At 62.8% G+C, this 20,283-nt stretch carries 18 protein-coding genes; 10 read left to right on the top strand and 8 right to left on the bottom strand.

The genetic code is table 11. The annotated features are described in order from the left end of the window. Positions 1-50: 50 nt before the first annotated feature. Positions 51-308: a cysteine rich repeat-containing protein gene (locus GVK95_RS05445; protein ID WP_159947279.1), complete on the bottom strand. Its 258-nt coding sequence runs from the start codon at positions 306-308 to the stop codon at positions 51-53. 87 nt (positions 309-395) lie between these two features. Beyond that, positions 396-698 (bottom strand): hypothetical protein, encoded by a 303-nt coding sequence (locus GVK95_RS05440; protein ID WP_159947277.1) that lies wholly within the window; start codon positions 696-698, stop codon positions 396-398. 207 nt (positions 699-905) lie between these two features. Between GVK95_RS05440 and GVK95_RS05435 the strand changes: the two genes are divergently transcribed. Together GVK95_RS05435 and GVK95_RS05430 are read left to right on the top strand one after the other, a co-directional pair. Further along, a complete protein-coding gene (locus tag GVK95_RS05435; RefSeq protein WP_159947500.1) occupies positions 906-1,598 on the top strand; it encodes a response regulator transcription factor in 693 nt (230 codons plus the stop codon). Next, on the top strand, positions 1,598-2,944 hold the full coding sequence (locus tag GVK95_RS05430; protein ID WP_159947275.1) for an ATP-binding protein: 1,347 nt from the start codon (positions 1,598-1,600) through the stop codon (positions 2,942-2,944). Before GVK95_RS05435 ends, GVK95_RS05430 begins: the two co-directional genes overlap by 1 nt. 108 nt (positions 2,945-3,052) lie before the next feature. On the opposite strand, the gene GVK95_RS05425 is transcribed toward GVK95_RS05430, so the two are convergent. Then, positions 3,053-4,642: an MDR family MFS transporter gene (locus GVK95_RS05425; RefSeq protein WP_244618643.1), complete on the bottom strand. Its 1,590-nt coding sequence runs from the start codon at positions 4,640-4,642 to the stop codon at positions 3,053-3,055. Positions 4,643-4,763: 121 nt separating this feature from the next. Here GVK95_RS05425 and GVK95_RS05420 point away from each other — a divergent pair, with 121 nt between their 5' ends. Next, a complete protein-coding gene (locus GVK95_RS05420; RefSeq protein WP_244618642.1) occupies positions 4,764-5,300 on the top strand; it encodes a MarR family winged helix-turn-helix transcriptional regulator in 537 nt (178 codons plus the stop codon). A gap of 159 nt (positions 5,301-5,459) precedes the next feature. Here the strand turns inward: GVK95_RS05420 and GVK95_RS05415 are convergent, their stop codons facing one another. After that, positions 5,460-5,663, bottom strand: a complete 204-nt coding sequence (locus tag GVK95_RS05415; RefSeq protein ID WP_007599635.1) for a hypothetical protein — start codon at positions 5,661-5,663, stop codon at positions 5,460-5,462. A gap of 339 nt (positions 5,664-6,002) precedes the next feature. Here GVK95_RS05415 and GVK95_RS05410 point away from each other — a divergent pair, with 339 nt between their 5' ends. From GVK95_RS05410 to GVK95_RS05400, 3 genes are all read left to right on the top strand, one after another. Then, positions 6,003-7,388 carry a TIGR03808 family TAT-translocated repetitive protein gene (locus GVK95_RS05410; RefSeq protein ID WP_159947271.1) on the top strand — a complete coding sequence of 462 codons (1,386 nt, stop codon included), beginning with the start codon at positions 6,003-6,005 and terminating at the stop codon, positions 7,386-7,388. Positions 7,389-7,635: 247 nt separating this feature from the next. Next, positions 7,636-9,477 carry an EAL domain-containing protein gene (locus GVK95_RS05405; protein WP_348532444.1) on the top strand — a complete coding sequence of 614 codons (1,842 nt, stop codon included), beginning with the start codon at positions 7,636-7,638 and terminating at the stop codon, positions 9,475-9,477. 167 nt (positions 9,478-9,644) lie between these two features. Next, the gene (locus GVK95_RS05400) at positions 9,645-10,304 is read left to right on the top strand and encodes a glutathione S-transferase family protein (protein ID WP_159947269.1); all 660 of its coding nucleotides are present in this window, start codon (positions 9,645-9,647) and stop codon (positions 10,302-10,304) included. 231 nt (positions 10,305-10,535) lie between these two features. Here the strand turns inward: GVK95_RS05400 and GVK95_RS05395 are convergent, their stop codons facing one another. Then, entirely contained in the window at positions 10,536-10,892 is a 357-nt protein-coding gene (locus GVK95_RS05395) for a DUF4406 domain-containing protein (protein ID WP_159947267.1), read from the bottom strand. A gap of 118 nt (positions 10,893-11,010) precedes the next feature. On the opposite strand from GVK95_RS05395, the gene GVK95_RS05390 reads away from it, so the two are divergent. Then, a complete protein-coding gene (locus GVK95_RS05390; RefSeq protein ID WP_159947494.1) occupies positions 11,011-11,766 on the top strand; it encodes a DeoR/GlpR family DNA-binding transcription regulator in 756 nt (251 codons plus the stop codon). A gap of 224 nt (positions 11,767-11,990) precedes the next feature. On the opposite strand, the gene GVK95_RS05385 is transcribed toward GVK95_RS05390, so the two are convergent. After that, the gene (locus GVK95_RS05385; protein ID WP_159947265.1) at positions 11,991-12,998 is read right to left on the bottom strand and encodes an asparaginase; all 1,008 of its coding nucleotides are present in this window, start codon (positions 12,996-12,998) and stop codon (positions 11,991-11,993) included. 72 nt (positions 12,999-13,070) lie between these two features. On the opposite strand from GVK95_RS05385, the gene GVK95_RS05380 reads away from it, so the two are divergent. Then, positions 13,071-13,805, top strand: coding sequence for a DUF3750 domain-containing protein (locus GVK95_RS05380; protein ID WP_159947263.1), 735 nt, complete (start codon positions 13,071-13,073; stop codon positions 13,803-13,805). A 386-nt stretch (positions 13,806-14,191) separates the two neighbouring features. Here GVK95_RS05380 and GVK95_RS05375 read toward each other — a convergent pair whose 3' ends face one another. Then, positions 14,192-15,193: an NAD(P)H-quinone oxidoreductase gene (locus tag GVK95_RS05375; RefSeq protein ID WP_200844204.1), complete on the bottom strand. Its 1,002-nt coding sequence runs from the start codon at positions 15,191-15,193 to the stop codon at positions 14,192-14,194. Between the two features lie 410 nt (positions 15,194-15,603). Between GVK95_RS05375 and GVK95_RS25360 the strand changes: the two genes are divergently transcribed. Next, positions 15,604-17,316 carry a flagellin gene (locus GVK95_RS25360; RefSeq protein ID WP_159947261.1) on the top strand — a complete coding sequence of 571 codons (1,713 nt, stop codon included), beginning with the start codon at positions 15,604-15,606 and terminating at the stop codon, positions 17,314-17,316. Positions 17,317-17,352: 36 nt separating this feature from the next. Here the strand turns inward: GVK95_RS25360 and GVK95_RS05365 are convergent, their stop codons facing one another. After that, on the bottom strand, positions 17,353-19,155 hold the full coding sequence (locus tag GVK95_RS05365; protein WP_159947259.1) for a GGDEF domain-containing protein: 1,803 nt from the start codon (positions 19,153-19,155) through the stop codon (positions 17,353-17,355). A gap of 387 nt (positions 19,156-19,542) precedes the next feature. Here GVK95_RS05365 and betI point away from each other — a divergent pair, with 387 nt between their 5' ends. Beyond that, complete coding sequence (gene betI, locus GVK95_RS05360) at positions 19,543-20,190, top strand: transcriptional regulator BetI (RefSeq protein ID WP_159947257.1); 648 nt, start codon at positions 19,543-19,545, stop codon at positions 20,188-20,190. Positions 20,191-20,283: the final 93 nt, after the last annotated feature.

The following is a 20,283-nucleotide window of genomic DNA, read 5'->3' as shown; positions in this document are numbered from 1 at the left end:
CGAGGCTGGTGTTTCGCACCGCCTCGCGCCAGATGGGTTACCGGATCGGATCAGGAATTGCGCATGGCTTTCATGGCGTTGAGGCAATCGGGCTCAAGGTTTTTCTCATGGGTGACGAGGCACTGGAGAATGCGCCCCTCGCCGCGCTGGACCGTGGCGCAGAACTTGCCGATATCAGGGCGGCAGGCCTTGCCGGCTGCAATGATCCTGGCGCGCATTTCCGGCGAGACGTTCACTCCCTCCTGCGCCGCGACAATGCCGGTCAACGCGGCCAGGCAGACAAGCGCGACGATCATTCGTTTCATCATGGTCTATTCCTTCTCTATGTCCTCAGTCTCCATGTCCTCAGGCGGGTGCCGTGGAGCGGACGCGGCTCCGTCCTGCCGGATCAGGTGCTATCTGGAGACACTGCTCTGGACCGTGGCGGAACCGCCGTTCGAACCGGTATAGGTCTTGCTGCGGCTGCAGCTCTGGCTGGCAGAACTGCAGGTGGCCGACGAGGTGGCGGACAGGCTGTTGCCGCGGGGGCCGGTGCGCGTGGCGCTGCGGCTGCAGCTGCCGCCGGCGCACGACCCCGATGCGCTGAAATGCGTGGTGCCGTGAGCGGTGGAGACGCTGCGGTTGCGGCTCCAGGCCGAGGCTTCGGAAACCATGGCAAGGGAGGCGATGGCGGCAAGCAGGAGAGCGGTCTTGTTCATCTCGGGTTCCTCGTGGTGGATCTGATGCGCCTGCGGCGCATCGGCTGTCGATGGGCAAAGACTGGACCACTGATTTGTCCGGCCGATAAACCGAATGTAGCGTTTTGTATCAAAGGCCCGGCCACGCTTGATTTCGCAGGGCTTGCCGATCATCCTCGCGGCATGACGACACCGGACACTTCCATCTTGCCAGGCACTTCCATCCTGATGGTCGATGACGACCCAGATATCCGCGACCTCGTCGGCCGGCTTCTCGAACGCGAGGGCTTCCGGATGCGGCTGGCCGAAAGCGGCAGGGCGATGGATGCAGAACTGCAGAAGGGCAGCCCCGACCTGATCATCCTCGACCTGATGATGCCGGGCGAAGACGGGCTTTCGATCTGCCGCAGGCTGCGCGCCCACTCGGCCGTGCCGATCCTTATGCTGACAGCAAAGAGCGACGAGACCGACCGGGTGGTCGGGCTGGAACTTGGCGCCGACGACTATCTGCCCAAGCCGTTCGGGCCGCGCGAGCTTCTGGCACGGGTGCGGGCGCTGCTGCGGCGCAGTGGCATGAACCAGGCGGCACAGCAGCCGATCGTGCGCCGCTATGCCTTCGATCGTTTCGTCATCGACATCGACGCGCGGGTGGTGATCTTCGAGGATGAGCCGGCGGCGCTGACCAGCGCCGAATTCGACCTCCTGGCCTGTTTCGTGCTGCGGCCTAGGCGGGTTCTGTCGCGCGACCAGATCCTCGACTGGACACATGGGCGCAACTGCGACCCGCTGGACCGCACCGTCGACATCCTGGTGTCGCGGCTGCGCCGCAAGCTTGACAGCCTCAGCCCCGGCAGCGGTCTGATCAGCACGGTGCGCAACGGCGGCTATCTGCTGACCGCCAGCGTCAGGCAGGTCAATTGATGGCACGGCTTGGCCTCACGGCCCGCATGCTGGCGATCGGCGCGACCTGCCTGATCGCGATGTGGATCATCATCCTGGCCGGCTACTACCGGGCAAACGGCACCGCTGCCTCGCCGCATCCGAGCCCCGGCCAGCTCGTGGCTCTGGCCGACCTTTTGTCACGCACGCCGTCTGTCGATCGGCCGCAGGTGCTTGCGGCGGTTCGATCGGCGACCCTTGACTTGACGCTGCAAAATGCGGGGACGGCGGCGCGGCGCGATCTCGGCGAACTGTCGGAACCGGCCGAATTCGCAGACTACAAAACGGCACTGGGAGACCGGCTTCTGTCGATCGCAAGCCCCGAGCGCCGGGCACGCATTGTGCCGGCTTTGCGGCGCAGCAACGGACAGGGCCTGCCGCTCGAATTCCGCATCCGGCTTGCCGATGCCAGCGTGCTGGTCGTCGAAAGCCGACCGCCGTTCGCCACGACCGTGACCGGACTGCCGGTCGGCATGGGCGCCGGGCTGGTCGGCACGCTGATCGCCCTGCTGACGCTGGTCCTGGTGCAGATCGAAATCCGGCCGCTGCTGAAGCTCGCCCAGGCGGCCGACCGGTTCGATCCCTCCGGGCCGCCGATCCCCCTGCCCCGCACCGCCGGTCGCACACCGGATGTCGCAACCCTGATCCGCGCTTTCGGCAGACTGCAGGACAGGTTGCAGATTTTGATGCGAACCCGGCTGGCGCTGATTTCCGGCGTGCAGCACGACGTGCGCTCGTTTGCCACGCGGCTGAGACTGAGGGTCGAGGCAATTCCGGAGGCGCGCGAGCGCGACCGGGCGATCAAGGATATCGACGACATGATCAGGCTGCTCGACGACGCACTTCTCAGTGCGCGGGCGGGCAGTGGCGCACTCGACGAGGAACTGATCGACCTTGGCACGCTGCTGCGTTCGGATATTGCCGACATGGGCCGCAACGGCATGGCCGTCGCTCTGGATCCGGCATTGCCTGCCGGCGAGGTGCTGGTGCTCGGCGACCGGCTGGCGCTGCGGCGCATCCTGTCGAACCTGATCGACAATGCGATCAAATACGGCAGGGTCGCGCATGTCGGGCTTGCGGTATCGGGTCAGGACGCAATGATCACCGTTCGCGACGAAGGTCCCGGCATCCCGGCCGAACTGCGACAGACACTGCTGGAACCGTTTATCCGCGGCGAGCCGTCGCGGGCGCGCCAGACCGGTGGCGCGGGGCTTGGCCTGGCCATCGTGCGCACGCTGGTCGAGGCCCATGCCGGGCGGATCGACATCGACACGGCGCCCACGGGGGGCGCCGAAATCAGGGTCGTTCTGCCGCTGTTTTGCGGCTAAACGCAGAGGATGCTGGCGAAAACGGTCGCCCTCAATGCTCTATCTCCTTGTTTTCACGAAACTCCGGACACAAAAGCGGTTCCCACTTTTGCTGGAATTGCGCTAGGCCTACTTGCCCTTGCCGACCGGCAGGCGGACATTGGGCAGCATGACGGCTGCGATCAGGCCGAGCGCCATCATGCCGGATGCGGTGAGAAACAGCGGCAGGAAAGCGTCGGAATAGGCGTTGGCGACTGTGGTCTGGACCGCCTGCGGCAGGTTCGACAGCATCTGTGGCGTCAGACTGCGGAAATCGCCGCCGTCCGGCAATGCGATCGAGACATGAGAAAGGCCGGCACTGATTATCGCGCCGTAGATGGAGATGGCGATGGCGGCACCACCCATGCGGGTCAGCGTTACCGTGCCGGTGGCCGCGCCGACATCGGCGCCGGAGGCGGCATTCTGTACGCCGATCACCGGCACCTGCTGGCCGATGCCGACGCCGATGCCCTGCAGCAGCATGACAAGACCGAGCAGTATGATCGGGGTTCCGGCATGCATCTGGCTGAAGACGGCGAGGCTGACGATGCCGGTCGCGGTCGAGGCGATGGCGAAGGGCTTGTAGCGACCGGTTTTCGAGATGATGCGGCCGGCCGACAACGAGCCGAGCGCGATGCCGCCGGTGGTGGCGATGAACAGCAGGCCGGCCATCGACGGCGACAGGCCGGTGGTGGTCTGCAGGAAGAGCGCGACATAGTTGACCGAGCCGATGCCGATGGCGCCGGAGACCAGCGAGATGCACAGCAGCAGGTTGACCGTGCGGCTGGAAAATAGCGACAGCGGCACGACCGGTTCGGGCACCCGGCGCTCGACGAAGATCCAACCGATCAGGCACAACACGCCGAAGGCGACGACGCCGAGGCTTTCAGGCGCAATGAGCGAGCCGAAGATCTGGCCGCTGTCGGCCCAGAGCACGACGCTGGCGACCGCACCGGCAAGCAGCAGCGCACCGGCATAATCGATCTTCGGGCGACGATGCGGCTTGCGGTAGGGCAGCAGCCAGACCAGGCCGGCGAGCACCAGGATGCCGATCGGCAGGTTGACCAGGAAGATCGAGCGCCAGCCGAAGAGATCCGACAGCGTGCCGCCAAGCACCGGGCCGAGCGCACCCGACGCCATCAGCACCAGGCTCGAATAGCTCTGGTACCGGGCGCGTTCGCGCGGCTCGAAGAGATCGGCATTGATGGCGAAGATCGACACCATGATGCCGCCGCCGCCGAGCGCCTGCAGCACGCGGGCGGCGATCAGCGTGTTCATCGAGACGGCCAGGCCGCAGACGAGCGAGCCAAGGGTGAAAATGGTAACAGCGGCGATGATGACGTATTTGCGGCCGAACAGATCGCCGAGCTTGCCGTAGAGGGGCATGACCGCGCTGGTGGTCAGCAGATAGGCCGAGCCGACCCAGCCGAAACGCTCCAGTTCGCCGAACTCGCCAACGATGGTCGGCAGTGCGGTCGAGACGATCTGGTTGTCGAGTGTCGCCATGAACATCGCGGCGAGCAGGAGCAGATAGACGACGAGGCGCAGCTTGGGGTCCGTCACCAGCGGCGGAAGACTTGTTGGCGCGGACAGATCGGGCGATGGGGAAGACGGGGCAGAGGATGGGGGAGAGACGACGGCAACGCGTGTCGTCGCGGCGGTGGATACGGAATTGTCCATGGATCGGGGGCTCCTGTTGGCTTCAAAATGGGCCAAGGGAAATTATATGTCAACAGCATATAAATGCGATTATCATACATTTTGATTTTACAGCGGCGAGGAACCTGCTATTCAGATGCCCATGACAGACAGGCATGATCCGGCAAACACGCGGCCAGAGGCCAGCGGCGCAACACATGATGGTCCCGATCCGGCCCTTGCCGGGATCGGCCAGGCAATGACGCGCATGCGACTGCTGATCGGCCGGCGTTTTGTCGGCCGCATGGCGCTGAAGCGGATCGGCACCGGGCTGGAATTGTCCGATATCGATGCGATCGGCGTGATCAAGCGCGTGGCGCCGCATCAGGAGGTGACGGTGGGCGCGATTGCCGAGCAGATGCGGATCGATCCGTCGCGCGGCAGCCGGATCGTTGCCGATCTGGTGAAGCAAGGCCTGCTGGAGCGGGCCGCCTCGCAGGAGGACGGACGGCGCAGCATCGTTCGCATGACGGCTTCCGGCAAACAGGTGCTGGAGCAGATCGAGGAGATCAAGCGGGAGCTGATCGTCGAGGCCACCGCCGGATGGCCGCAGGAGGACATCGTGAAATTTGCCGCGCTCTATGACCGGTTTACGGTCGGGCTGGAAACCCAGCTCGACCAGTTCGAGCAGGGCGAATAAGGCAACCGCCGGCATTGGCGCGGACGCCGAAGACAATCCGGCCGGCATCCCCTCCCCCGAGAGAATACCGGCCGGTCGACGCGGGACGCTCCACCATGATCGCCGTTGCCTCGCCCAAAGCTGACGACGTTTTGTGCGATCCACGCGCCGAAGGCAAAATCAGATGGCTTTCGGACCCTGAAGCGCTCTGTAGATCTTGCGCCCGAGCAAGATCGAGACCGGCAGCGCGACAAGACAGCCGCCCAAGAAGGCGCCGGCGATATGCCAACCCTGGACCATGTCCAGCGAGAGCACGGTGATCACCGCAGCGCCGCCGAGCGCGCTTGCGACGAGGATGTAAAGGACTGCAGTCAGACCCAGCATGTTCGACCCCCAGGCGTTGTTTGCTTGATGCAGAGAGTAAGGTCCCGGCACGCGATGTCCTTGATCTGGCGCAAATCGTTTTGCCCATTCGACCAGAGCAAAGGCGTATTTCTGCATGCCTTGAGCCGGGGGACTGCGGTTTTCCACGATCGATGCGGCAGATTGCCCGGCATGTCATGAATATCCTCAATCTCCGGGCGGGATTCACCATGAATCGGGGTGAACCGGGTGCATGGCTTGCTGTCGGCCGATGCTTCGGCCAGATTTGGACCCTTCCGGCACAGGTGGCCGGACGCCGTCTCACCCCGCCTTGAACGGCTCTACGCCCCGGAAACGATCATGCCGACCAGACGCAGCATCCTCTCCGGCCTCGGTGGCCTTGTTGTAACCGGGGCGACCGGGGGCTTTTCCGCGGTGTGCAGCGGCTTGGCAGCGGCGCAGTCGCTCAGTCATGTCGAACTGCGTGGCGGGTTCGATGCGGCCGATGCCGGGATCATGCCGGGCGCCGACGACGACCAGAGCCGCAAGCTGCAGGCGCTGATCAATGCCGCCGCCAAGGCCGGGCAGCCGGTCTTCCTGCCGGCGGGGACCTATGAAGTGTCCAATCTCGATCTTCCGGAGGGCACCCGCCTGTCCGGCGTGCCCGGCGCGACGCGGCTTTCCTATCGCGGCGACGGCCATCTGGTGGCCGCCCGCGACGTGCGCCATGTCAGCCTTTCGGGCATCACCTTCGACGGCGCCAACCGCTGGATCGCCGATTATACCGAAGGCCTGCTCGCCTTTCGCGGCGTCGAAGAGGTGCTGATCGACAATTGCGCCATCGCCGGCAGCCGCAAATACGGCGTGCAACTGGAGCGCTGCGGCGGGCGCATTGCGGCAAGCCGGATCACCGGGGCGGCGAAGGCGGCGATCTGGTCGGTCGAGGGCCGCGCCATGACCATCCGCGACAACGAGATCAGCGACTGCGGCAATGGCGGCATCCTGGTGCATCGCTGGACCAAGGGCATCGACAATACGATGGTGACCGGCAACCGCATCGCGAGGATCGCCGCCGCCGATGGCGGAACCGGCCAGCACGGCAATGGCATCAACCTGTTTCGCGCCGATGGCGTGATGATCGAGGGCAATCACGTCACGGACTGCGCCTTTTCCGCCATCCGGGCGAATTCCGCCTCCAATGTCATCATCAGCGGCAACCAGGTTCTGCGTTCAGGCGAAACGGCGATCTATGCCGAGTTCTCGTTCGAGGGCGCGCTGATTGCCGGCAATCTGGTCGATGGCGCCGCCAATGGCATTTCGGTGGTCAATTTCGACCAGGGCGGCCGGCTGGCCACGGTCAGCGGCAATATCGTCCGCAACGTCACCGCCGAGGGCCCCTATGTGCATGACGGCGCGGGGTTCGGCTATGGCATCGCGGTGGAAGCGGAGACGTCCGTGACCGGCAATGTTGTCGAGAATGCCGCCAAGGCCGGGCTGATGCTCGGCTGGGGGCCATATCTGCGCAATGTCGTCGTCTCCGACAATATCATCCGCAAGGCGCCGGTCGGCGTGATGATCAGCATCGTCGAGGGCACAGGCAGCGTGGTGGTCAGCCACAACCTGATCGCAGAGACGCCGACGGGCGCGATCCTCGGCTACCGATGGGCCGACAAGGCGACGCAAGAGCTGATCGACGGCTCACAGGATCCAGACACGCTGATCGTCGAAGGCAACCGGCGGGGCTGAGCGCTGCGGCTGGAGAAACTGCGGGCGGCATGATCAGGACAAGCCCGGCTCCGCCCACCCGGCATCGCCCACCCGGCACTGGTACCGATACTGGCAGGGGTCTCGGTACTGGCCGGTTCCCTCCCCGGCAATTTCATCAAGTGTTAGCGATAGACTTAAAATTCCAATCACTAATATTAGAGGGCGCGCAAAATCGTAATCCCTGTTTAAGCCTTGCGATGCTTTAGTCTTCGGACACCTCATTCCAGTGAAACCGAAGATGCTGCCGCTACAGCTACAGAACACCATTCTCGAGATGATCGCCACGGGGCTTCCGGTATCGGAAACCGTGGATTTTCTCTGTCGGGAAGCGGAAAAGACATCGCCCGACATCATCTGTTCGGTGCTGCTGCTGGATGACGACAACCGTGTGCATCATCTCGCCGGGCCGTCCCTGCCGAAAGCCTATGCGGCCGCGATCGACGGCGTCCAGATCGGTCCGGGCGTCGGTTCCTGCGGCACCGCTGCCTATACCGGCAAACCCGTCCTGGTCGAGGACATCGAAACCCATCCCTACTGGCAGAACTACAAGCAGCTTGCCCTCGTGCACGGCATGCTGGCCTGCTGGTCGACGCCGATGCTGGTATCGGGCAAGGTGGTCGGAACCTTCGCCTTCTACTACCGGACCCCGCGCGGGCCATCGCCGATTGAACGGAAACTGGTCGATGCCTGCGTGCATCTGTGCGCCATCGCCATCGAGCGCGACCAGCGCATCGCCGAACGGCGGCGGCTGGCCGAGACGGACGCCCTGACGCAATTGCCGAACCGGGCGCGGTTCAACAATGTGATCCAGATCCAGGCAGACAGCGGGCGGGCCTGGGGGCTGCTGCTCACCGATGTCGACAATCTCAAGATGGTCAACGATACATTCGGCCATCAGGCCGGCGACGACCTGATCAGCACCGTGGCTGAACGGCTGGCGCGCCGAGCCGAACCGGGCATGACCTTTCGGCTGGGCGGCGACGAATTCGCCATCATCATTCCCTGCCTTGAGAACCAGGATCCGGGCACGCTCGCCGCCGATCTGCTTGCCGCGACCAAGGCGCCCTGCGAATGCGGCGGGCATCTGCTCTATCCGTCGATCACCATCGGCGGTGCGCGAGCGGACGCCGGCGAGAACCCCGCCCCCGTGCGCCAGAATGCCGACTATGCGCTCTATCATGCCAAGGAACGCAATCGCGGTCGCTACATCGAATATGTGCCGGGCCTCGGCACCGCTATCGTCAAGCGCTTCCGTGCCATTCACGACGTCGGTGAAGCGCTGCGCGACGACCGTATCGACGCCTATTACCAACCGCTGGTCGAGCTCTCGACCGGGCGCATTGTGGGGCTCGAGGCGCTGTGCCGGATGCGCACGTGCAATGGCGAGGTGATCGCCGCCGGCCATTTCCAGGAGGCGATGAAGGATGCGCATGTCGCCATCGAACTGACCGACCGAATGCTGGAGAAAACGGCTGCCGATTGCCGCCGCTGGATGGATGCGGGGCTGAGTTTCGGCCGCGTCGGCATCAATCTCACGGCCGCGGACTTCTACCGCGGTGGCCTCACCGGGCGGATCGGCAAGGCCTTCGAGCAGCTCGACGTGCCGCTGTCCAAGATTGTCGCCGAGGTGACGGAATCGGTCTATCTCGGCCAGCGCGACCAGATCGTCGCCGACGAGATCCGCACCATGCGCGCAGCCGGGCTGATGGTGGCGCTCGATGACTTCGGCACCGGCTTTGCCTCGCTGACCCATCTTTTGACCGTACCTGTGGACATCATCAAGATCGACAAATGCTTCGTGCAGCGCATGGTCCTGGATCGGGCCGGCGGCGTGATCATCAAGGGGCTGCTGGACATTGCCGATGGGCTGGACATCCTGGTCGTCGCCGAAGGCATCGAGGACGCGGAACAGGCGGCCAGACTGACCGCCATGGGCTGCCGGGCTGGCCAGGGCTATCTGTATGCCAGGGCGCTCGACCCCGATGCCGCCTTGAGACTGCTGCATGCCGGCCGTGGCTATATCACCGCCGACCACGCTCTGCTGGCCGAAGCGGCCATCGCCTGCTGAAGGCGCCAGGGCGGTGATGATCTGCGCAGGTGCCGGATGCCGGATCCCCCGGTCGCTGTGGTCAATCTCCGCTGCCATCAGCGAATTTCATGGCCGGATCAATGCAACATGGCTTTTCTCCCCCGCGGCCAGCGGCTAGCGTCGCCATCCGCAACCAGGAGATATCCATGCTGAAGATCTACGGCGTCTACAAATCGCGCGCGACGCGCATTCTCTGGCTAGCCGAGGAGCTCGGGCTTTCCTTCGAGCTGGTGCCGGTGCTGCAGGCCTACAAGCTTGCCGACCCGATGGCGCCGGATGCACGGCTCAACACGCGCTCGCCGGACTTCCTCAAGATCAACCCGATGGGCAGCATTCCGACGATCGACGACGACGGGCTGGTGTTGAACGAATCGCTGGCGCAGACATTTTATCTGGCGAAGAAACATGGCGGGCCGCTGGCGCCGAAGGACATCGCCGAAGAGGCGCAGATGCAGCAATGGACGCTGTTTGGCGCGACATCGATCGAAACAGAAGCGCTGAAGATCTCGCAATGCAACAACGAGGGACGGCTTGCGACGGAGGCCGGCCAGGCCGAGGCCAAGGTCGTGGCGCGTATCCTGTCGCGGCCGTTCGGCGTGCTGGAAAAGCATTTTGCCGCGCATGACTATGCCGTCGGTGACCGCTTCACAGTGGCCGACATCAATCTGGGCGAGATCGTGCGCTATGCGCAGCCTTATCAGACGCTGTTCGACGCGCATCCGAAGACCGGCGCATGGCTGAAGCGCATCCAGGATCGCCCCGGCTTCAAGGCGATGTGGCAGAAGCGGACTGACGAGAAGGAATGAGGGTCGCCCTGCCCGTTGAGGAGAAAGCTGCGCAGTGAGCCACCGCCCCTCAACGGGCAGGATCACGTCAAGCCGGATCGGCCGACTTCTTCGGCCGTCCAACCTTGGTACCATTGGCGCGGCTGGCGGCAATATCATCCGCTATCGAGATTGCGATCATCACCCCACCCCGGACCTCTGCCCCGAACTTGTGATCCGGCCCTCCCCTTCAAGGGGAGGGTCGACGTCAAGTCATGCGATGCCCGGCACGTCTTCCAGTCTGTACCAGACAGGAATGCCGCGTTCGGTGGCGATGCGCACGTCGTTGTCGGCCCCCTTCGATGCGCCGGGAAGGCGCAGGACACCGTCGCATAGCTGGAGAAGACGGTGGGCGACGGGATGGAAAATCTCCTCGTAGAGATCGTCGCCGATTGTCTTGCCGCCGGCTGAATGCCAGACCGGCAACGCCACCCATTCGCCGATCATCGGCACATGACCAGCCTTGAACAGGGCATGCGATGGTGCCTCGAGCACCTGCAGATTGGCCGCCATCTTTACCGGGTCGTCACCGGTGCCCGAGCGATACGGCCCGGCAATCAAAATCAACATGGTCATCTCCTTTGCCTCCCGCCCCATGCGGGATTTTGTACATTTCCGCATGATTCTTCTGGAATGTCGACTCTAACTGGCTATTATCGTGCAACTTCGTGAACAAATGGGTGAAGCCGTGCTGACCGAACAGAGACGCCAGATGATCCTCGACATCCTGACACGGGAGGGACGCGCGCTGGCGGGTCAGTTGGCGCGCGACTGGAATGTCTCGGAAGACACGATCCGGCGCGACATGCGGGACATGGCCGCGGACGGGCTGTTGAAGCGTGTGCATGGCGGGGCGCTGCCGATGGCGCCGGTGCTACCGGACTTCAGCGCCCGGCAGGGTGTGGCAACCGAAGAGAAACAGCGGCTGGCGGCAGCGGCAATCCGGCTTTTGTCACCCCGGCAGATGGTCTTTCTCGACGGCGGTACGACGACGGCAGAGATTGCCCGACAGATCCCGCGCGAGATGGCGCTGACCATCGTTACCCATGCTCCCACCATCGCGGCCGAATTCGAGCATCACCCGGCCGTCGAGGTGATCCTGATCGGCGGCCGGCTGTACAAACATTCGATGGTCGCGGTGGGGGCCACGGCAATTGCCGCGATCGACCGCTTGCGGCCGGACATCTTCTTTCTCGGCGTCACTGCCACCCATCCCGTCGAGGGGCTGACGACGGGAGATTTCGAGGAAGCGGCGATCAAGCGGCGGATCATCGAGCGCAGCGCCGCCACCTATGTACCGCTGACGGCCGATAAGCTGGACGCGGTCTCGCCCTGCCTGGTTGCGAGGTTACCCGAGATCACCGGACTGATCGTTGCGACGGGGAATGGGGCGGACGGGCTCATGGGTTATCGGGAGGCGGGCGTCGAGATTGTGGTGGCTTAGGTTCATAGAAATGCCCCCTCATCTGCGAAATCTGAGGTTTAGCCTGCGGCTAAGCCCTCGATTTCGCTTCTTCTCCCTCAAGGGGAGAAGGAAGGCCGCCTACACCAGCAGCAGGCGCGAGGCCCTGCCTCTCCCCTTGAGGGAGAGGATAGAAAATCACGATCTTAGCGAATGCTAAATCGTAGATTTTCTTGGTGAGGGGGACATTCTTCCTGTCTTCCAGCTCAACCAAACAGCGCATCGGTGACGCGGACTGTGCCGACTGCGATGCCGTTCCAGTTCTTCAGCGTGTGATTGGCCATGGCCATCAGCGCCTGTTGCTCGACGCTGTCTCTGTCGAAATGGCGGGCGAGAAGGGCGGTGATCATGGTTTCGGCGGCGCGGGTGGTGCCGTCCTCGCATTTGACCGCAAAGGACAAGCCCTTTTCCGGCAGGATGGCGCAGAATACGCCTTCGGCACCGGTCTTGGCAAAGATCCGGCCGGGTGCCACCTGCATCAGGCGAGTGCAGAAACGCCGTGTACCGGCGACATAGAAGGGTTCGGCCATGCAGGCGTCGATCAGGCGCCGTGCGGCGCGGGCGCGGATCGGCTCCAGCCCCTGGCCCGTGGCCATCCTGGCAAAACCATGGGCAAGGCCTTTCAGCGAAACGGCATAGGTGGGGATCGAGCAGCCGTCTGCGCCGCAATTGTCGGGTCCAAGCGTTGTTCCGGTCAGGCTTTCCATAGTGGCGCGGATCTGCTGCTGCAGCGGGTGATCATAGGTGGAATAGCCGGCCGGATCGTCGCCGGCATGGCAACAGGCGCAGACGAAGCCGGCGTGTTTGCCGGAGCAGTTGTTGTGCAGGGCCGTCGGTCGGTCGAGGCTTCGGGCCTGGTTGATCAGGGTTGCCTGGTCGAACGACCCGTGGGCGCCGCATTCGAGCGCCGACACATCGCGGCCGGAGGCCTTCAGCATGGCGGCGGCCGTTGCGACATGCTCCGGTTCGCCGGAATGCGACGAACAGGCGAGCGCCAGTTCACGGTTGCCGAAGCCATAGGCATCGGCCGCACCGGTCTCGATCAGCGGTAGAGCCTGCATTGCCTTGCAGGCCGAGCGGGGAAAAACGGCAGCATCGACATCGCCGGCGGAAAAGACCATGCGCCCGTCACCATCGACGACCACGGCCATGCCGCGATGGCGGCTCTCGACGAGTTGACCGCGCGTGACTTCGACCGTGATCGGATTGTTCATGTCTTGCCTCAAAATTCCCGGATTGTTTCCGGCTGATAGCGCAAAACACCGAGCGATGCACGAGGTCAAGATTTGAAAATCATCATCCGTCTGCTGGCTGTGCTTGTGCTGGTCTTCGTGCTGCCGACACTGGTTTCAGCCGGACTTTGGGCCACCACGGACAGGCCGGGGCGGTGGAACGAGGCAAACTGGGGATCGGCCGGTATCCTGCCCCGTGCAGACGCTTCGCCCGAAGCCTCGGTCCATGTCTTCTCGGCGATGACCGGCGGATTGAAGGGTGCCGTCGCCAGCCATGCGTGGATCGTCACCAAGGAAAAGGGCGGTGCCTATCAGCGCTATGACAAGGTCGGCTGGGGTACGCCGATCCGCCGCAACCACCGGGCACCGGACGGTTTCTGGTATTCCAATCCGCCAAGGCTGGTTGTGGAGATCACGGGAGCAGAGGCCGAGCGGCTGATCCCGAAGATCGAGGCGGCGATCGCAGGCTATCCGCATGGCGAGCCGGGTGGGTACAGGATCTATCCGGGACCGAATTCGAATACGTTCGTCGCGCATGTGCTGCGCAGCGTGCCGGAACTGGGCGCCGTGCTGCCGCCGGATGCGGTGGGGCGCGACTATCTGGACAATGGCGGTTTCTATGCGCTGGATGCCGACAGCCGTGACCTGCATCTGAGCTTCGGGGGTCTTGCCGGGTTTTCACTCGGTGCCCGAAGCGGTATCGAGGTCAATTTCCTCGGCCTGGTGGCCGGTGTGGATTTCAGCCGCCCTGCCCTCAAGGTTCCCGGCTTCGGCTATGTCGGCTGGTGAGCGAATTCAAACGAAAGCCCGGAATCAAAAAGAGCCGCACGAGGCGGCTCTCCATGAGTTTTGGTCCCTAAGCTGGGCACGGACGCTGCCAGGCAGCGGCCAAAGGAAGGTGGTGTCAGGCCGAGGGCTGCCCCGTCAAAACCATCACCTTGCCAAAGCCCCAAACGCAGACCGAAATCTCATTAGACATTGGATCACCTTCCTTTCGTTACGTTGTCGATGACTAAAAGGTAGGTGCATTGCAGCACTTCTGCAAGGCACGTTATATGACAGGCGCCGAAGATTCTTTATTGGACATTTGGGCGTGAAAGCACGATTATTCGCGCGCTGGAGATGCTCGCTGAGTCAGAAGACCGAGCGAACCCGGTCAAATACCCCCGACAAAATCAGCCCAGCGTCAGCACGATCTTGCCTATATGGCTGGAGCTTTCCATCAGGCGATGGGCCTCGACCACGTCTTCGATCGGCAGCACGCGGTGGATGACGGGCGCGACGTCGCCCGCTTCGAGCAACGGCCAGACCTCAGCCTGCAACTCGTCGCGGATGGCGCGCTTTTCCTCCGCCGTGCGCGGACGCATGGTCGATCCGGTCACTGTCAGGCGCTTGACCATGATCGGTGACAGGTTGACCTTCTCGGCCACGGCGCCGCCGAGGAAGGCGATGATCGACAGACATCCATCCTTGGCGAGAACCTGGAGGTTGCGGTCGAAGTATGACGCGCCGATCATGTCGAGCACGACATCGACACCCTTGCCGGCGGTCGCTTCCTTGACCAGTTCGACGAAATCCTCGGTCTTGTAGTTGATCGCCCGGGCAGCGCCGAGATCCATGCAGGCCGCGCATTTTTCAGCCGATCCCGCCGTCGTATAGACGGTTGCGCCAAAGGCGCGCGCAAGCTGGATGGCGGTGGTACCGATGCCCGACGAACCGCCATGAATCAGCACGGTTTCGCCTTCGGTCAGGCCGGCCATCTGGAAGAGATTGGCCCAGACGGTGAAGAAGGTTTCCGGCAGGGCGGCCGCCTTGACCGCGTCATAGCCGCCGGGCCAAGACAGGGCCTGGGTCGCGGGGACCGCGCAGAATTCGGCATAACCGCCGCCATTGGCCAGCGCGCAGACCTTGTCGCCGATGGCAAAACCGGAAGCCCCCTCGCCAAGCGCGACGACCTCGCCTGCGACCTCAAGGCCGAGGATCGGGCTTGCATCCTTCGGGGCGGGATAGGTTCCCTGGCGTTGGGCGACATCGGGCCGGTTGACCCCGGCCGCTTCGACGCGGATGAGGATTTCGCCGGGGCGTGGCCTGGGCACCGGCCCTGTCGCCAGCCGCATGACCTCGGCTGGACCATGGGTGGGCAGATCGACATAGCGCATGGTGTCTGGAAGAGACATAGGCGGCTCCCTCGCGTTGATTGCAGACCGGCATAGAGCAGCGCAATTGCGATGAAAAGGAGGCTCTTTGCCGCCCGCGACAAATGGCCGTGGGGAACCCTGGGGCGCCATGCCGTTCGATGCGTCGGGCGCGCTTCGGCAAAATACCGACATGCAACCCCGAGTAACCGATCCGTGCAGCGATGTGCACGGCCTGCAAGCGTAGCGCCTGACCGTTTGGCATATCTGATTATGCCGATATCACTGCATTAAATCAAGGACATGAAGAATGATCACGGTGTCGTGAACATGACGCCAGTGCCGCTTCTTGGCATCCGTCATTAACCGATTGCTAACCATAAAACGGTTGTATCGAGCGACAAGACTTCGCCCATGACGGGCTGCTAAAAATCAAAACACTTGAGATTTTCATGGCCAGTATTCTGACGAATCTGGGCGCCATCAGTGCGCTCCAGACATTGCGTTCCATTGCCTCCGATCTGGAAACGACACAGGGCCAGACCTCTTCGGGACTGCGTGTGTCCGCTGCCGCCGACAATGCAGCCTATTGGTCGATTGCCACGACCATGCGCTCCGACACCATGGCCATTTCTGCCGTCAGTGACGCGCTTGGCCTCGGGGCGGCAACGGTGGATACAGCTTCCACAGGCACGGAGGCGATTGTCGACGTGCTTGGCGAATACAAGGCCAAGCTGGTCGCGGCAAAGGAACAGGGCGTGGACAGGGCCAAGATCCAGGAGGAGCTCGACCAGTTCAACGCGCAGGCGGAAAGCGTGGTCGCCTCGTCCAGCTTCAGCGGCGAGAACTGGCTGAAGACGAATGCGGCGACGCACATTAGCGAAACCGCTCAGCTCAACACGTCGCTGGTCTCGTCCTTCGTCCGCGATGCCAACAACAATGTGCAGGTCAAGACGATCAGTGTCGACCTGAAGCAGACCAGCATGCTGAATACCGGTGGCGGCGGCATCCTGCAAAAGCAGTTGCACAGCGTCGGCGACATCGGTGGCTTCCGCGACACCGGCGTCAATTCCGTCGCCCATGAGGGGCATGAAAGTTATGCGTTTACCGGCAGCAGCACATTTGCGGCAACCGACTACATCAACTTCACCCTGACCGTCGATGCCGGCACGTATTCGGCCGGCAATGCCTATGCGCTGACGATCGACAAAACGGTTGTCGATGCGGCGCTGGGCACGACCGACGGCAAGATCAACACGGCTGTGCAATTGCGCGCCGTGCTGGAGCGGGTGTTCCAGGACAATGGCGTGCCAGCCACGGCCTATGAGAGCATGTTCACCAGCACGTCTTCCACGAGCGAATTCGAGATCGGCTCGCTGGAGACGTCCGGACATGACGGATCAAGCATATCGATTTCGGCGGTGACCTCGGATTTCGGTGGCGTCTATCCGGCGAATTTCGCCATGGGGCTTGAGAATGCGCCGACCGAAAAGCACGACAACATGTATCCCAAGGCGTCGATCTCCTTCACCACGCCGTTCACGGTCTCGGCGCTGGCGGAGGTGTATTTCGACGTCGAGGTCGGTTCAGGCGGACGCCAGACCTATACGATCGACCGCGGCGTGGTCGATGCGGCTCTCGGCACCAGTGACGGCTATATCGGCAGCGCCGCCGATCTTGCAGCCGTGATCAGCCAGGCCGCGGCCGGCAGCGCTTTGGCTGTCACCGCCAGCGGCAACAGCATCACCTTCGCGGCCGATCAGACCGTCTATCCCGAGGCCGGCAATCGCGCAGCGCGCGTCTATGTCGGCAATGTCCAGTCGAACCCGCCCTATGCACCGGACTTCGACCTCGCCGAGGTCGACATCGTCCAGAACCTGCGGACCATCGACCAGTATATCAAGGGTGTCGATCACATGGAGAAGCTTGCCATCGCCAGCGCAAGCAAGCTCGGCTCGTTCCAGACGCGGATCGACATGCAGGCGGACTTTGCCGAAAAGCTGTCCGATTCGATCGACAAGGGTGTGGGTCGACTGGTGGACGCCGATTTGAACGAGGTTTCGACGCGGTTAAAGGCGCTGCAGACGCAGCAGCAGCTCGGTATCCAGGCGCTGCAGATCGCCAACAGCAGCACGGACATCATGTTGCAGCTGTTCAGGCAGTGATCGGCGGCAACTGATCGACAAGGTTCTGCGCGCCGCTCACGCGACGCCGAACGTGCCCAGGGCCAGACCGGCGTCGCTATCCTTGGCGGCCTTCTTCAGGTCGGCGATTTCGGCGCTGATGCGATTGACGTCGTCGATGACCCGCCCGCGCGGCAGTTCCAGCACGCCGATCGAACAACGCATCAGAGCGAAATCGCGTTCCTGGCCATGCCGGTCCACGCCTTTGATGCGCCCCGCCGAACGGTCGTTTTCGCTGTAGAGTTCGATGACATCGTCATGGAAGTCCGACAGCAGCCGGTCGAGGATCTCGGTCAGTTCCTCGCGGCTCCAGTCGCTGACACCGATGAAGAAGTCATCGCCGCCGACATGACCGAGGAAATCGCCGTCGGAGAAGAAATAGCGGCGCAGGAGGGCGGCAAACAGGCTGATCGCATGGTCACCGAGATGGAAGCCATAGTGATCGTTGAACGGCTTGAAATTGTCGAAATCGCAGTAGCAGAAATAACGCGTCTCATCGCCGTCGAGCGCGATGTCGCGCATGTAGTCGCGGATCGCGCGGTTTCCCGGCAGGCCGGTCAGGGGGTTCTGGTCCTGGGCGGTTTTCAGGCGCTTCTCGTTCATCACGCGGATCAGCGATGCCGCCGAAACGACGCCGGCATAACGCATGTTTTCGGTCAGGATAACGCAGTCGGAGCCTTCCATATTGGCGAAGATGGTCATCAGTCGTTCGGCATCGGCATCCAGCCCGACGATCGGGGCGCGATCGACGAAATGCGATATCGAGCGTTCATAGACCTTGTTCTTCAACAGATCGCGGCCAAAGGGCTGGTAGATATATTCCTTCAGGTGGATCTCGTTGATGATGCCGCGCGGCTCGCCATTGGCGTTGAGCACCGGAAAGAAGCTTTGGCCGGGATTGCGGCGGAAGAGATCGAAGACATGCTCGATGTTTTCATGCTCGTAGACGGTCGGCATCAGTTCGATCTGCTTGCGGATCAGCACTTCATCGAGCGACTGGGTGCTGCGGCGGACCGTGCCGATCTCCTGCAGATGCGGGAAGGCGCTTTTCAGCTCGGTGATCATCGTGGTCGGGCGGGCGATGAACCAGCCCTGGACGAGATCGACGCCGAACTCGCGGCAGGCGATGAATTCCGCTTCCGTCTCGATGCCCTCGGCAATGACACGCACGCCGAGAACATGGCAGAAATTGACGATGTTCTTGACCAGATGGCGCTTGCGCGGATTGCTGTCGAGACCGGCGATGAAATGGCGGTCGATCTTGACGTAGTCGACGGGGAAATCGCAGAGTAGTTTCATCTCGCCATGGCCGACGCCGAAATCGTCGATGGCGAGCTTGAAGCCGGAGCGGCGCAGGCGTGCGATCAGGCCCGAAAACTCCGGCACCTGGGTATTGTCGAAACGCTCGGACAGTTCGAAACAGACGGAGGACGGCGGGATATTTGCCTTGCGCAACTGGTCGAGCAAAGTATCGACCAGGGCATTGCCATCGCGGATCAGCCGGACATCGAGATTGAGGAAAAGCGTGGCGGCCGAACAATCCGGCAGGGTTGCGAACTTGGCGAGCGCCCGGCTCGACACCATCTGCTCCAGCGCCAGCAGCTCGCCGCTCTCATAGGCCTGATCGAGCAGATCGAGCGGCGACTTGAAACCGATGCGATCATGGCCGCGCATCAGGCTTTCATAACCGAAGACCGCACCTGTGCCGACCTCGACGATCGGCTGCAGCGCGTTTTCGACCACCAGCTTGGCCAGGGTGAGCAGCTGATCATTGGCGAAGCGGCGCAGGACGCCGCCATCCTCAACAATGCCCAGAACCATGACTTTCTCCAGTATGCATTTGTTTTTATGGGATGAAACTTGACCTGCAATTCGTCAAGAAAACCTTTCCGGGATGTGACAGCCGTATGAACATTTGATGACGGCCCTACTTGTGCGCGAGACGGGTCAACGCTGCGGCCATCGGGCCATGCGGTATTTCGCATCGTGATTGCCCGGCGCAGAAGGCGCTTTGCCATTTCGCCGGCAGCGCCAGCCACAACCCGTTGCGAACCACCGGTTGCGCCTCGACCTGCACCGGTGTCTGGATTTACCGTAAACAATCCGTCGACGGGCTGGCGAAGTCTGTTGCGATCAGCTTGGGCGGGTAAGATTTTTATTGATTGATCAGTCAATCAAAAATATATTGACGATTGAAAGGAAGCCGCGATGCCGAAGATCGGAATGGAACCCGTGCGCCGCAAGGCGCTTGTCGATGCCGCGCTGAAGGCGATCGGTCATCATGGATCCCTGTCGGTGACGATGTCGGAGATTGCCCGTGAGGCTGGCGTATCGCCGGCGCTGGCGCATCACTATTTCGGCTCCAAGGAGCAGTTGCTGATCGAGACCATCCGCTCGCTGCTCAGGCAGTTGAAGGCGGATGCGGGGCTGGCGCTTTCGCAAGCGGAGACGCCGCGCGCGCGGATTTCGGCGGTGATCCGCGTTTCCTTCCAGGCCGGCCAGTTTGCCCCGGATGTCGTCGCCGCCTGGCTTGCCTTCTATTCACAGGCGCAGCGCTCGGAAGCGGTGCGCCGTCTGCTCGCACTGTATGCCCGACGACTGCATTCCAACCTGATGTCGGGGTTGACGCCTCTGTGCGGAACCCACGACGCGGACCGGATTGCCGATGGCGCCGCCGCGATGATCGACGGGCTTTATATCCGGCAGTCTCTCAAGGCTGCACCCTTGTCGATCGAGGCGTCGGTGGCGCTGGTCGAAGATTATGTGACGGGACAGCTGCACGCGGTGACCGCCGAACAGATTGCCCCTCACCCTGCCCTCTCCCCGCAGGCGGGGAGAGGGAAAGCCAAATGCTAGCTCGCGCCTCCTTCTCCCCGTTCCAACGGGGAGAAGGTGCCCGGCAGGGCAGATGCGGGGCATAGACCCGATGACAAGACTGACACGAACACC

The organism is Rhizobium sp. 18065, assembly GCF_902706095.1.
In the GTDB taxonomy this organism is placed as follows: domain Bacteria; phylum Pseudomonadota; class Alphaproteobacteria; order Rhizobiales; family Rhizobiaceae; genus Allorhizobium.
The sequence above is the reverse complement of the archived record's forward strand: the minus strand, read 5'-3'. Positions and strand labels throughout refer to the sequence as shown.